10 protein-coding genes are annotated in these 13911 nt (G+C 65.1%); 6 read left to right on the forward strand and 4 right to left on the reverse strand.

All coding sequences use genetic code 11. The features are described from left to right. Positions 1-532 precede the first annotated feature (532 nt). Positions 533-4093, forward strand: coding sequence for an indolepyruvate ferredoxin oxidoreductase family protein (locus ACN9M1_RS15320; protein WP_426395649.1), 3561 nt, complete (start codon positions 533-535; stop codon positions 4091-4093). Between the two features lie 66 nt (positions 4094-4159). Here the strand turns inward: ACN9M1_RS15320 and sbcB are convergent, their stop codons facing one another. Next, on the reverse strand, positions 4160-5599 hold the full coding sequence (gene sbcB / locus ACN9M1_RS15325; RefSeq protein ID WP_426395650.1) for an exodeoxyribonuclease I: 1440 nt from the start codon (positions 5597-5599) through the stop codon (positions 4160-4162). Positions 5600-5727: 128 nt separating this feature from the next. Between sbcB and adhP the strand changes: the two genes are divergently transcribed. Together adhP and ACN9M1_RS15335 are read left to right on the forward strand one after the other, a co-directional pair. Continuing rightward, on the forward strand, positions 5728-6750 hold the full coding sequence (gene adhP, locus ACN9M1_RS15330) for an alcohol dehydrogenase AdhP (protein WP_426395651.1): 1023 nt from the start codon (positions 5728-5730) through the stop codon (positions 6748-6750). A gap of 63 nt (positions 6751-6813) precedes the next feature. Continuing rightward, the gene (locus ACN9M1_RS15335; RefSeq protein ID WP_426395653.1) at positions 6814-7809 is read left to right on the forward strand and encodes a 2-hydroxyacid dehydrogenase; all 996 of its coding nucleotides are present in this window, start codon (positions 6814-6816) and stop codon (positions 7807-7809) included. Between the two features lie 4 nt (positions 7810-7813). Here ACN9M1_RS15335 and ACN9M1_RS15340 read toward each other — a convergent pair whose 3' ends face one another. Continuing rightward, positions 7814-8437, reverse strand: a complete 624-nt coding sequence (locus ACN9M1_RS15340) for an HD domain-containing protein (protein ID WP_426395655.1) — start codon at positions 8435-8437, stop codon at positions 7814-7816. A gap of 207 nt (positions 8438-8644) precedes the next feature. On the opposite strand from ACN9M1_RS15340, the gene ACN9M1_RS15345 reads away from it, so the two are divergent. The 3 genes from ACN9M1_RS15345 to ACN9M1_RS15355 all read left to right on the forward strand — a co-directional run bounded on the left by ACN9M1_RS15345 (position 8645) and on the right by ACN9M1_RS15355 (position 11683). After that, positions 8645-9337, forward strand: coding sequence for a Crp/Fnr family transcriptional regulator (locus ACN9M1_RS15345; protein ID WP_426395657.1), 693 nt, complete (start codon positions 8645-8647; stop codon positions 9335-9337). A 98-nt stretch (positions 9338-9435) separates the two neighbouring features. Beyond that, the gene (locus ACN9M1_RS15350; protein WP_426395659.1) at positions 9436-10686 is read left to right on the forward strand and encodes an MFS transporter; all 1251 of its coding nucleotides are present in this window, start codon (positions 9436-9438) and stop codon (positions 10684-10686) included. A gap of 184 nt (positions 10687-10870) precedes the next feature. Continuing rightward, a complete protein-coding gene (locus ACN9M1_RS15355) occupies positions 10871-11683 on the forward strand; it encodes a ferritin-like domain-containing protein (RefSeq protein ID WP_426395661.1) in 813 nt (270 codons plus the stop codon). A gap of 76 nt (positions 11684-11759) precedes the next feature. On the opposite strand, the gene ACN9M1_RS15360 is transcribed toward ACN9M1_RS15355, so the two are convergent. Continuing rightward, positions 11760-12836: a porin gene (locus tag ACN9M1_RS15360; protein ID WP_426395663.1), complete on the reverse strand. Its 1077-nt coding sequence runs from the start codon at positions 12834-12836 to the stop codon at positions 11760-11762. Positions 12837-13226: 390 nt separating this feature from the next. Next, the gene (locus tag ACN9M1_RS15365; RefSeq protein WP_426395665.1) at positions 13227-13811 is read right to left on the reverse strand and encodes a response regulator; all 585 of its coding nucleotides are present in this window, start codon (positions 13809-13811) and stop codon (positions 13227-13229) included. Positions 13812-13911 lie beyond the last annotated feature (100 nt).

The raw sequence follows: 13911 nt of genomic DNA on the forward strand, positions 1-13911 counted from the left end.
GATGGGCGGCGCCCCGCACGGCTTACGAAAGCCGGGCGAGCAGGAAGTGCCGGAGGGCTACGTGGGCGCCGGGCATGTCATGCGACACCCCGCTGCACACGCGCGTGCAGCCGGCCGGCAGCGGGTGCCGAGGCTGTGCGTGGAGGGAAGTGGTGCCGAACATGATGCGGATCGCGAATGAGGGAAATGCAGACGTAACCGCGGAGGATGGCGGCATGGTGCGGCAATGTCCAGCCGCCGAGTGCTCCAACCTTGGCTTGTTGACGCAAGTTTGCCGATTCGGCCGTCAACGTTGCATGCACCGCACAACTTTCGCCCACAGACACGCCGACGCGACGCACGCGTGCACGAGACGCTACAACCTCGGGAAAACCCACCCCCATTCTTGCTGCGTTGCACGGTGTTCGGAATGTCACGCGATGCTACGATGCCCCGACCCATGGCTGTCTGCCAGTTTCCACAAGAAGCGGCGCGGGCGGCATCAAAAGAGACCTGCTGTCGGTGATCCCGACACACCCCACCCGGAGCACGCATGAATGCCCCTCTGAACGACGCGCTACGCCGCGCGCTCGAAACCGTTTCCCTGGACGACAAGTACACGCTTGAGCGTGGCCGCATCTACATCAGCGGCACGCAGGCACTGGTGCGTCTGCCGATGCTGCAGCAGGAGCGCGACCGCGCCGCTGGGCTCAATACGGCAGGCTTCATCTCCGGCTATCGCGGCTCGCCGCTGGGGGCGCTGGACCAAGCCCTGTGGAAGGCCAAGAAGCATCTGGCGGGGCACAACATCGTCTTCCAGGCGGGGCTCAATGAAGATCTGGCCGCCACGGCGGTCTGGGGCTCGCAGCAGGTCAATCTGTATCCGAACGCCAAGTTCAGCGGCGTGTTCGGCATGTGGTACGGCAAGGGTCCGGGTGTGGACCGCACCATCGACGTGTTCAAGCACGCCAACTCGGCCGGCTCGTCTGCACACGGCGGCGTGCTGGTGCTGGCGGGCGATGACCACGCCGCCAAGTCGTCCACGCTGGCGCACCAGTCGGAGCACGTCTTCAAGGCCGCCGGCATTCCGGTGCTGTATCCGTCCAACGTGCAGGAATACCTCGACTACGGCCTGCACGGCTGGGCGATGAGCCGCTACTCCGGCCTGTGGGTGTCGATGAAATGCGTGACGGACGTGGTGGAATCGTCCGCCTCGGTGGACGTCGATCCGCACCGTGCCGAGATCATCCTGCCGGAAGATTTCATCATGCCGCAGGGCGGCCTGAACATCCGCTGGCCCGATCCGCCGCTGGTGCAGGAAGCCCGGCTGCTCGACTACAAGTGGTACGCCGGCCTGTCGTACGTGCGTGCCAACAAGCTCGACCGCGTGGTGCTCGATTCGCCGCAGGCGCGCTTTGGCATCATGACCGCCGGCAAGGCCTACCTGGACGTGCGTCAGGCGCTGGTCGACCTCGGCCTCGACGAAGACACCTGCCGCCGCATCGGCATCCGCCTGTACAAGGTCGGCTGCGTGTGGCCGCTCGAAGCGCATGGCGCGCGCGCGTTTGCCGAAGGGCTGCAAGAGATTCTGGTGGTGGAAGAGAAGCGCCAGATTCTCGAATACCAACTCAAGGAAGAGCTGTACAACTACCGCGACGACGTCCGCCCGCGCGTGTACGGCAAGTTTGATGAGCGCGACAACGCTGGCGGCGAATGGTCGGTGCCGATGGCCAACTGGCTGCTGCCGGCGCACTACGAGCTCTCGCCCGCGCTGATCGCCCGCGCCATCGCCACGCGGCTGGAGAAGTTCGAGCTGCCGTCGGATGTGCGCTCGCGCATCGAAGCGCGCCTGGCCATCATCGACGCCAAGGAAAAGGCGCTCGCCAAGCCGCGCATCACCGCCGAGCGCAAGCCGTGGTTCTGCTCGGGCTGCCCGCACAACACGTCGACCAACGTGCCGGAAGGCTCGCGTGCGCTGGCCGGCATCGGCTGCCATTACATGACCGTGTGGATGGACCGCCGCACCGACACCTTCAGCCAGATGGGCGGCGAAGGCGTGGCGTGGATCGGCCAGATGCCGTTCTCGGGCGACCAGCACGTGTTCGCCAACCTGGGCGACGGCACGTACTACCACTCGGGCCTGCTGGCGATTCGCGCGTCCATCGCGGCCAAGGTGAACATCACCTACAAGATCCTCTACAACGATGCCGTGGCCATGACTGGCGGCCAGCCGGTGGACGGCCCGCTCTCCGTGCCGCAGATTGCCGCGCAGGTGCATGCCGAAGGTACGTCGCGCATCGTCATCGTTACGGACGAGCCGGAGAAGTACAACGCCGCCATCAAGCTGCCCGAAGGCGTGACCGTGCACCACCGCGATCGCCTGGACGCGATCCAGCGCGAACTGCGCGAGGTGCAAGGCACCAGCGTGCTGATCTACGACCAGACCTGTGCGACCGAAAAGCGCCGCCGCCGCAAGCGCGGCACGATGGCCGATCCGGCACGCCGTGCGTTCATCAACGACGCCGTGTGCGAAGGCTGCGGCGACTGCTCGGTCAAGTCGAACTGCCTGTCGGTCGAGCCGCTGGAAACGGAGCTGGGCACCAAGCGCAAGATCAACCAGTCGTCGTGCAACAAGGATTTCTCGTGCGTGAACGGCTTCTGCCCGAGCTTTGTGACGGCGGAAGGCGCGCAAGTGCGCAAGCCGGAATCGCGCGGCATTGCAATGGACAGCCTGCCGCTGCTGCCGCACCCTGAACTGCCCGCCATCCAGCGCGCGTACGGCGTGCTGGTGACCGGCGTGGGCGGCACGGGCGTGGTGACCATCGGTGGCCTGCTCGGCATGGCCGCGCACATCGAGGGCAAGGGCGTGACCGTGCTCGACATGGCCGGCCTGGCGCAGAAGGGTGGCGCGGTGCTCTCGCACGTGCAGATCGGCGAGCGCCCGGATTCCATCCACGCCACGCGCATCGCCATGGGCGAGGCGGATCTCGTCATCGGCTGCGATGCGATTGTCTCGGCGTCGGACGAAGTGCTGTCGAAGGTGCAGCATGGCCAGACGCGCGCCATCGTCAACAGCACCGCCTCCCCCACGGCGGATTTCATCAAGAACCCGAACTGGCGCTTCCCGGGCAGCTCGGCCGAGGCGGACATCCGTGCGGCCGTCGGCGACGCCTGCGCGTTTGAAGACGCCAACACGCTGGCCGTGCGCCTGCTGGGCGACGCAATCTACACCAACCCGTTGGTGCTGGGCTTTGCGTGGCAAAAGGGCTGGCTGCCGCTGACGTACGACGCCATCCTCCGCGCCATCGAACTCAACGGTGTGGCGGTCGAGAAGAACAAGACCGCGTTCGAATGGGGCCGCCACCTCGCGCAGGATCGTGATGCGGTGCTGAAGCTGGCCGACGATGCACCTCGCGCCAAGGCGGATGTGATCGCCCTGCCCTCGCTGGACACGCTGATCGCCCGCCGCGTCGATCTGCTGACCGCGTACCAGAACGCTGCGTATGCTGCGGAATTCCGCGCCGTTGTTGAGCGTGTGCGTGCAGCAGAAACGGCGGTGGTTGGCGCCGGCCAACCGCTGGCGCTCACGGAAGCCGTGGTGCGCAACCTGTCGAAGCTGATGGCGTACAAGGACGAATATGAAGTCGCCCGCCTGTACACCGATCCAGCCTTCCTCGACAAGCTGCGCGCGCAGTTCGAAGGCGAACCCGGCCGCGACTACCAGCTCAACTTCTGGCTCGCGCCGCCCATGCTGGCCAAGCGCGACGAGAAGGACCATCTGGTGAAGCAGCGCTTCGGCCCGAACACGATGCGCATCTTCAAGGTGCTCGCCAAGCTCAAGGGCCTGCGCGGCACGGCATTCGACGTGTTTGGCAAGACCGAAGAGCGCCGCACCGAGCGCGCGCTGATCGGCGAATACCGTGCGCTGGTGGAGGAACTGGTGAAGGGGCTGTCGGCGCAAAAGCTGGCACAGGCCGTGGAACTGGCGCGCCTGCCGGAAGACATCCGCGGCTTCGGCCACGTGAAGGAGGCCAACCTGGCCGCCGCACGTATCCGCTGGAACAAGCTGCTCGCGCAATGGCGTGATCCGGCAGCGGCGCAGCGCGCGGCCTGATCGCGTCGGCATCGCCATGAAGAAACGGAGGCTTCGGCCTCCGTTTTTCTTTGTGCATGTGGGTCATTAACCCGGCACGATCTGCTGCGCGTAGTCGTACAGGTCTTGCAGGATGTGCTGCGCGCGGGTGTCGCCTTTCTCCGTGGCTTCGGCGCCCAATTGCTGCAGCCGCTCGCCGAAGGCTTCGAAGGTGAGATAGCCGCCGACGCCTTCAAACAGCCGCTCGGCGCGCAACTGCTCCCACTGCTCGTATTCCTCTTCACTCAACGTATCGGGGAAGTTGCGCGCGCGGTAGTGGAACAGCAGCTCGGGCAGGCGCTCGTCTGCGAAATCGGGGTGCAGTTGCGCGAGCTGCTCGCCGCTGAGCGTGCGCAGTTCGTTGAGCGTGCGGCGATCGTCGTTGCTGACGAAGCCGCCGTACAGGTTCTGGTCCACGTCGGCAATCGGCTCCAACTCGCGGGCGTAGACCCGGCGCCACGTTTCGCGCATGTCCGGCGCGCCCTGGGCGATGGCGGCATGGCGTTCGACGGTTGCGAAGTCGATGCCCCAGCGTTCAGCCTGTGCGGGCTGCAGCGTCTTCATGTTGCTGATGACGATGGGCGACTTGTTGATGTGGATCGACTTGATCGGCAGGCGCGTCGTGCCTTCGGCCAGATCGGCGGTGCGCGTGAACATGCGCTCGCGGATGGTGGCGACATCCATGTCGAACAGCTCGGTCGGGTCGAACGCCAGGTCCCACACGATCAGCTCGTTCTTGTTGGTCGGGTGCCCGCCCAGCGGCCAGACGACCGCCATGCAGCCGCGCTCCACGCCGTACATGCCGGAGATATGCAGCAGCGGGCGCGGCGCATTGCCAATCTCGGCGATCACACGGTCCTTCTTGCGTAGTGCCAGGCAGAAGTCGAACAGGCGCGGCTGGGCGTTGCGGATCAGGCGCGCCAGCGCAATCGTCGCGCGCACGTCGGATACGGCATCGTGCGCGGCCTCATGCACCAGGCCGTTGGCTTGCGAGAGGTGCTCCAGCTTGAAGCTCGGCTTGCCATCTTCGTGTTTCGGCCACTGGATGCCCTCGGGGCGCAGCGCCCACGTGGTGCGCACCACGTCGAGCAAATCCCACCGCCCGCACTCGTTCTGCCACTCGCGCGCATACGGGTCGATCAGGTTGCGCCAGAACAGGTGGCGCGTGACCTCGTCGTCAAAGCGGATGGTGTTGTAGCCGACGCCGATGGTGCCGGGCATACCCAGTTCGCGCTCGATGGCCTGCGCGAAGCGGTATTCAGGGATGCCCTGCTTGGCGCACTGCTGCGGCGTGATGCCGGTGATGAGGCACGACACCGGATCGGGCAGCCAGTCGTTGGACGGCTGGCAGAACAGCTCGACGGGCTCGCCGATCTCGTTGAGTTCGGCATCGGTGCGGATGCCCGCGAACTGCGCCGGGCGGTCGCGGCGTGGCACGGCGCCGAAGGTTTCATAGTCGTGCCAGAGGAAAGTTGGGGTGACGGGCAAGGGACTGCTCGCTGAAAAGCCAAAAGATGCCGGCATGCTAACAGCCTTGCCGGCACCGTTGACGCACGTCAACCCGCACCGGCCGCGCGTCGACCAGACTGGTATTTCCCCCAACCAGGAGATGTTCCATGGCCCAGTCGATGAAAGCCGCAGTTGTCCACGCGTTTGGTGAACCCCTGCGCATTGAGGAAGTGCCCGTTCCGACACCTGGGCGCGGCCAGATCCTGGTCAAGGTGGAAGCCTCCGGCGTCTGCCATACCGACCTGCACGCTGCCGACGGCGACTGGCCCGTCAAGCCGCGCCTGCCGTTCATTCCCGGCCACGAGGGCGTCGGCTTCGTGGCGGCAGTGGGCGAAGGCGTGACCGCCGTCAAGGAAGGCGACCGCGTGGGCGTGCCCTGGCTCTACACCGCGTGCGGCCATTGCGAGCACTGCCTCTCCGGCTGGGAAACCCTCTGCCACGAACAGCAGAACACCGGCTACTCCGTCAACGGCGGGTATGCCGAATACGTATTGGCCGACCCGAACTACGTCGGCCATCTGCCGGCGCAAGTCAGTTTTGAAGAGATCGCGCCCATCCTGTGCGCGGGGGTTACGGTCTACAAGGGCATCCGCATGACCGATACGCGGCCCGGCCAGTGGATTGCCATCTCAGGCATTGGCGGGCTGGGGCATGTGGCCGTTCAATACGCGATCGCCATGGGCTTGCATGTGGTGGCCGTGGATGTGGCGCCCGAGAAGCTGGCACTGGCGCGCGACCTGGGCGCCAAGCTCGTCGTGGATGCCACCCAGCAAGACCCGGCCGCTGTCATTCAGAAAGAGATTGGCGGCGTGCACGGCGTGCTGGTGACGGCGGTGTCGCGCAGCGCATTTGCGCAGGCGTTGGGTATGGTGCGGCGTGGCGGCACGATCTCGCTCAATGGGCTGCCGCCGGGGGATTTTCCGCTGCCGATCTTCTCCACGGTGCTCAATGGCATCACGGTGCGCGGCTCCATCGTCGGCACGCGGCGTGATCTGCAGGAATCGCTGCAGTTTGCCGCTGAAGGCCAGGTGCGCGCCCACATCCACCGCGACAAGCTCGACAACATCAACCAGGTCCTGGCTGACCTGAAGGCCGGCAAGGTGGACGGCCGCATCGTCTTGACGCTCTGAGGACCGTGTGCGCCGCCCGGCGGGGCGAGTAAGCTGTCTGCATCCCCTTCTCGCTCCGCCGCCATGCGCATCCTTTTCTTCAGCAGCCACCGTTACGACGAAGACAGCTTCCGCGCCGCCCTGGCGCGTGGCGCACACACGCTGGACCTGGTGTTTCAGCGTGCCCATCTAGACGTGCACACCGCGCCGCTCGCGGCCGGGTTCGAGGTGGTCTGCCCGTTCGTCAACGATTGCCTGGACGCGGATGTGCTGGCCGCCCTGGCGGCCGGCGGTACGCGGCTGATCGCGCTGCGCTCGGCGGGCTTCAACCATGTCGACCTGGCCGCCGCACAGCGCCTGGGGCTGACGGTGGTGCGCGTGCCGGCGTATTCCCCGCACGCTGTGGCGGAACACGCGGTCGGCATGATCCTCACGCTCAACCGGCGCCTGCACCGCGCCTGCAATCGCACACGCGAGGGCGATTTCTCGCTGGATGGGCTGCTCGGCTTCGACCTGCACGGCAAAACCGTCGGCGTGGTCGGCACCGGGCAGATCGGGCAGGTGTTTGCGCGCATCATGGCAGGCTTCGGCTGCCGGGTGCTGGCGTTCGATCCGTTTCCGCAGGCCGCGCTGACGGCCTCTGGGGTGACGTATCTACCGCTGCCAGCGTTGCTGGCGCAGTCCGACATCGTCAGCCTGCATTGCCCCCTCAACGCGGATACGCACCACCTGATCGACGCCGGCGCGATCGCCAGCATGAAGACGGGCGCGATGCTCATCAACACGAGCCGCGGCGGCCTGATCGACAGTCCCGCGCTGATCGATGCGCTCAAGTCCGGCCACCTCGGCCACCTCGGGCTGGATGTGTACGAGGAAGAAGCGGATCTGTTCTTCGAAGACCGCTCCGCCGATGTGCTGCAGGACGACGTGTTCGCGCGGCTGCTGACGTTCCCCAACGTCATCGTCACCGCGCACCAGGCGTTCTTTACGCGCGAGGCGCTGGCGGGCATCGCGGATACGACGCTCGCCAACGTGGCAGCGTGGGCGGCCGGCGCGCCCGTGAACGTGGTAAAGCCCTAGGTCTTTACGCCGCCTCGGCTTTCGGCTTGGACAGTTCGCTCTCGCCTTCCTTCACGTAGATGGAGTTGCGCGGCTTGGCCAGCACGCGGTGCACCATCGGCTCAAAGAAGGCAAGCGGCAGATTGTCGTAATCGGCCATGAAGGCGGCGGCGTCGTACTTGGCGCAGAACTCGGCGGTGCGTTCGAACAGCTCGGGCTGGCTGCGGTATTGCTCGCGCAGGTTGCGGTCCAGGCCCAGGTGGTGGAAGAAGTAGTAGCCCTGAAAGATGCCGTGCTTCTCGACCATCCACAGGTTTTCGGGGCTCACGAACGGCTTGAGGATGGCCGCAGCGATGTCCGGGTGGTTGAAGCTGCCCAGCGTGTCGCCAATGTCGTGCAGCAGCGCGCAGACGACGTATTCCTCGTCGCGGCCGTCGCGGTGGGCCAGCGTGGCGGTCTGCAGGGAATGCGCGAGGCGGTCGATCGGGAAACCGCCGCAATCGCCATCGAGCAACTTCAGATGCGCGAGCACGCGGTCCGGCAACGCGCGGGCATAGGGCATGAATTCGGCCGAAATGGCGGCCCAGTCCTCGCGGGTGCCATGCTCCATGTGGGAAAACGTCGCGCGCGAGGCGGTGTCGTGCGTCATGGGGTGTCTCCTTCGTCGCCTGAACGGGTCTGGAATGCCGCGTCATGGGTGCGCAGCTTGGTGTGGATGACTGCTGTGGATAACCACTGTGGACAACTACTGTGGATAACCATTGTGGATAACGCTGGGCCATTGTCTGCCCGGCCTTGCCGGCAGACTGTCAAGCGTTTGACAATGGTCGGACCGCCCTTGCCGCATCCTGCCGTCATGCCCCCAGACGCCTCCCATACCGCTTCCGCCCCCACGCCGGGGCAACTGGCCCAGGGCTGGCTGCGCGATGCCCCTGCCGCGTTGCTGGCCGAGATTGCCCCCACCGCGCGCCTCATCACCTACCCCGACGGCGAATGCATCCACCCCCACGGCGGCCCCGCGCAGGGCATGTTCCTGATCGTGCGGGGTCGCGTGCGCATCAGCCGGACGACGGACGGCGGCAGCGAACTCGTCTACGGCGTGCTGCGCGCGGGCGAATGGTTTGGTGAGATCGCCCTCATCGACGGCGGCGGCCGCACGCACAGTGCCCACGCCCAAGGGCCGACCACCCTCATCCTGCTGGGCAGTGCGGCATTTGCGCGCGTGGTGTCTGCCTATCCGGCCGGCATGTGGGCGCTGATGCAGCAGCTCTGCCAGCGTATCCGGCTGATCTTCGACGAGTTCGAGCACGCCAGCGAAATGCCCGCCGATGCGCGCCTGGCCCAGCGCCTGCTGCAACTGGCCCGCGCCGGTGACGGCCGCACCGTGGCTGCCAGCAATGAAGAGCTGGGCCGCATGCTGGCGCGCTCGCGGCAAACCATCTCCAAATACTTACAGGCGTGGCAGCGCGCCGGGTGGATTCGCTGCCATTACAGAACGGTGGAAATTGTCGATACGCCGGCGCTGCGCGCGCTGGCGGGCAGCCACTAGCCGAGCCACCCCGTCGATCGGGGCACGCGCGATTCAGTACGCGCCGCTAGAATTTCCCACACGCTACGCAGGCCCATCGCCCCTTCGCTTCCACCTCCATGACCTCCCCGCTCTCGCCAGCCTCGCCCGAAGGTCGGCGCCTTGTGTTGCTGCTTGGCCTCGCGCAAACGGTCTCGTGGGGCACCCTGTATTTCACCTTCACCGTCTTCCTGGCGCCGATGCATGACACGCTCGGCTGGGCGCGGCCGTTTCTGGCGGGCGGGTTCTCGCTGGGGCTGCTGGTGTGGGCACTGTGCTCGTTCTGGGTGGGGCGCGCGCTGGACCGCTGGCCCGCGCGCCGCGTGATGGGCACAGGCACGATGCTGGCGGCGGGGAGCCTGCTGACGTGGTCGCTAGTCTCCAATCAAACCGCGTTCCTATTGCTCTGGCTGCCGATGGGCGTGGCCATGGCCACCACGCTGTACGACCCGGCGTTTGTCGTGCTGCGCCAGGCGTTTGGCGATGCATATCAGCGGCCCATCATCGGGCTCACGCTGATCGCCGGGTTCTCCAGCACGATCTGTATTCCGCTAGCGCAATGGGGCGTGGAGCACATCGGCTGGCGGCATACGCTGCAGGCGTTTGCACTGGTGCAGGTGCTGATCTGCCTGCCAGTGCATCTGCGACTGCGCGTGCGGCCGCCCCAGACAGCGCCGGCGAGCACAGTCGACGACGCCGCGCCGATCCACACCTCGGCATGGCGCATGGTGCTGCGCCTGCCCGTGTTCTGGGCCGTGGTGCTGGCCTTCGTGGCCGTCAGCCTGATCGCCACGGTGCTCGGCGCCCATCTGATCCCGCTGCTCTCCGAAAAGGGCGTACCAACGGGCCGCCAATTGCTCATTGCGGCCCTCATTGGGCCGGCGCAAGTGCTCGGCCGGCTGGCGATGATGCGCTTTCGCCTGGCGCATCCCGTTCGCGTCGCCCCGGCCACGTACGCGGCCATGGCCGTGGCGCTCGTTCTGCTGGCGCTCTCCAGCGGTCCCCTGCTGTTAGCCTTCGCACTCATCTACGGGGCGGCCAACGGCATCAACACCATGCTGCGCGCGATCGCCATGCCAGAACTGGTGTCGCGCAACCAGTACGCCACCCTCAACGGCCTGATGATGACGCCCGTGCTGCTGGCCCAGGCCAGTGCGCCATGGCTCGGCGCGCTGCTGTGGAAAGCGACGGGCGGCTACGCAGCTGTGGAACGGGCGATGGTGGCCTGCGCGCTCGTCGCCCTGTGCGCCTTCACGTATGGGCTCCGGCACGCGCACACGCGTACGGCGCTGGATGGTGCACAGCCCGCCGAAGCGACGCCGACGCCATGACGATGTCGTCACTTAAACCGCAGGAGATTACTGTTAGGAACCTTTGTTGACGCGAATCTGTCATTGAAACACGAGACGTGATGTTTCATTCTCATGTTAGAAGCGGCCCGCTTTTTGCTGCACCGCCAACGGAGGACGCGCCGTGTCACAGGCTCATCAAGCAACATCATCCGCAAGCCAGCCGATGCCGTGGTCGATGCAGGAAATCAACTACGGCGGCATCAACGTCGCGCGCGTGCGCGAGAACCGCACGCTGTTCTACCTGGTGGTCTGTGCTTCGTTTGTGGAAAGCGGCTCCGACCTCTACGCCGGCAACCTCGCCCAGTACTACGCCGACCAGCCCGAAGCCGCACACTGGTTGACGCACCACTGGGAGCGCGAAGAGTTGCAGCATGGCCGCGCGCTGCGCCGCTACGTCGAAACCGTCTGGCCGGAGTTCGATTGGGAACACGGCTACGCCCGCTTCTTCGAGGAATACTCCGTCACCTGTTCGGTCGACCAGTTCGAGCCCACGCAAGCGCTGGAAATGGTGGCGCGCTGCGTGGTCGAGATGGGCACCGCCACCTTCTACCGCGCCATCGCCCAGGCCGCCGCCGAAGCCGACGAACCCGTGCTGCGCGATCTTGCCAGCCGCATCTCCGCCGACGAAGTCCGGCATTACAAACACTTCTTCCGCTTCTTCAACGCCTGCAACGCGCGCGAAGGCGTCGGCCGGATGCGGGTACTCAAGGCACTCGCCTCGCGCCTGCGTGAGATCAAGAACGAAGACTCGATGATCGCCCTGCGCAACGTACTACGGATCGAGCGCGGCGAGGACGACGTGCCCGAAGCCGATGTGCGTGCACTCAATTCCCGCGTGAGCGCCATGGTGCGGGCGCACCTGCCGATCGACATGGCGGCCAAGATGCTGCTCAAGCCGCTGCGGCTGCGCCCGGGGCTGGAGCGGTCGATCCGTCCGCCGCTGGTGGCGCTGGTGCGGCGGGTGATCCTGCACTAGACCGCCGCACGCAATAGCCAATAAAAAACCCGGGCCAAAGCCCGGGTTTCTCATTCAAGCAACCGATCTAGGTCGATCAGAACTTGTGGCGGATACCGACCACAGCGCCCATTTGGTTGTTGGTGCTGCCGTCGGCACTCGTGAACACGTCGCCGATACCATTCACGCCCAGCGGCAGCGCTGCGTTGCTGCTGTTCTTGGCGTAAGCCAAGTTCAAGTATGCATCGGTGCGCTTGGACAGCGCGTAGTCGCTGCCCACCACGAACAGCCACGGGTTACCCGCACCGGTGGTCTTGAAGTTCTGGTAGTAGGCGGTGCCCGTCAGAGTCAGAGCCGGCGTAGCTTGGTAGCCGGCGCCCAGCCAGTACAGGTTGGAACGAGCAGAGTCGACAGGCAGGCCGGTTGCATGGGCCCAACGATAGCCTGCGTACAGCTTGGCAGGACCAAATGCATATGTGCCGGCGACGGTGGCGCGTTGCGTCTTGACGTCCGCCAGGAGACCGGTCGTGTTGCTGTTCATTTGGTCATACACCGCACCAACTGCGAACGGGCCGCTGGCGTAGTTCAGGCCGGCGCTCCATTCACGGCCCAGCTTGTTGTTGCCGGCGACCTCTTGACCATCATTGCGCGTCGAGTACAGCGCCGAAGCCGTCAGGCCACCGAACGTGCCGATGTACTTCACGGCGTTGTCAGCACGGCCAGCCAGGGCGGCGTCTTGCGAGGCGATCGAGTAGCGCGAAGCGATGGCCATCGGATCGTAGTTCAGCGCGAAGTCGTACAGCAGGTTCGTCTGACGGCCCAAGGTCAGCTGGCCCCACTGGCCTTGCAGACCAACGTAAGCGGCACGGCCGAACAGACGACCATTGCCGTTTGCATCCGGTTGGCCCGACGTACCGGTGTCAATGTTGAAACCGCTTTCCAGGTTGAAGATGCCCTTCAGGCCGCCGCCCAGGTCTTCAACACCACGCAGGCCCCAACGCGAACCCGACATGTTGCCCGACTGCATTGCCACGCGCGAGTCGCCATTGCCCGGGGCCTTGTTCACCCACTCAACGCCGGCGTCAGCCACGCCGTACAGGGACACGCTCGATTGTGCAAATGCGCCTGCGGAAACCAGGGCTGCGGCAGCAGCCGCAAACAGCTTGATCTTCATATCGTTTTCCTTGAAAAACACTATCGCAAGGATTTGCGATCGATGGCCATTATGTATGCCGAGACCATTGATCAAACAATGAGTGAAGTCATTCTGTGGTAAATATGAAACCTAATCCACCTCTTATAAATTACCAAAACAAATCAAATACTTACAACGCCGCCCATGATCCACGTAAGCCTGCCCCACGAACTTGAAATCCAATGGATTACAGGTTGTAAGCCACATGCTCATTAAAATAATCCAGATGATGATAAAAATTAAAGACTTGAGGAATCACGGTTTTCGCTTATGATTCTGGCCGAAGCTTGAATGACAGTTTCACAGCTTCATATCGACTTTAAAGGGCCGCCCAACAGCGGTCCTTTTTTTTGCGCAAACGCCTGTCGATCAGGCGGAGTGGCCGATCTTCTTGGTGATGCGGTGCTTGAAGGTGGAGACCGTCTTGGGCGAGATGCCCAGGCGCTTGGCGATCTCGGTGTTCCGATGGCCTTCCGCGACGAGCTGGTTCACGCGCATTTCGCGCTTGGTGAGCGTGGCCAGGCCCGCGCCTTCCGACGCGCCCATCGCGGAAGTCGGGAAGGACAGGTAGCCGCGCGCGGCCAGCAGGAGCGCTGCGGTCAGCACGGACGTCGCTTCGGATTTGGGAACGTAAGCGTTGGCGCCGGCGAGGAAGGCGAGCCGCGCCTCGTTGCCGGTGGTCTCGGCGGAGGTCATCACCAGGCCGATGTCCTGCTGCTGGGCGCGCACGCGGCGCACCAGTTCAAGGCCATCGAGGCCCGGCAGGTTCATGTCGACGATGGCCAGCTTGGGCCGCGCCGAGCGGATCAGTTGCAGGCCCTGCGCGCCATCGGCGGCGGTGGCGACGAGTTGCAGGTGTGGTGAACCCGCAAGCAACGCCTGGATGGATTCCAGAACAATGGGGTGATCGTCAATGGCGACGACGGAATGGAAGGCGTGACCGATGGCTGACATGGACGTTGGCGCTTGGGCTGATGGGTCTGCCGCCACGTTCCGTTGCAAAAAGAACCGGCGGATAGCCTGTTGCGAGCGCCACGGCACCGCTGCGGTTCCG

Origin of the sequence: Ralstonia sp. R-29 (assembly GCF_049913345.1) — a bacterium.
Taxonomy (GTDB): Bacteria; Pseudomonadota; Gammaproteobacteria; order Burkholderiales; family Burkholderiaceae; genus Ralstonia.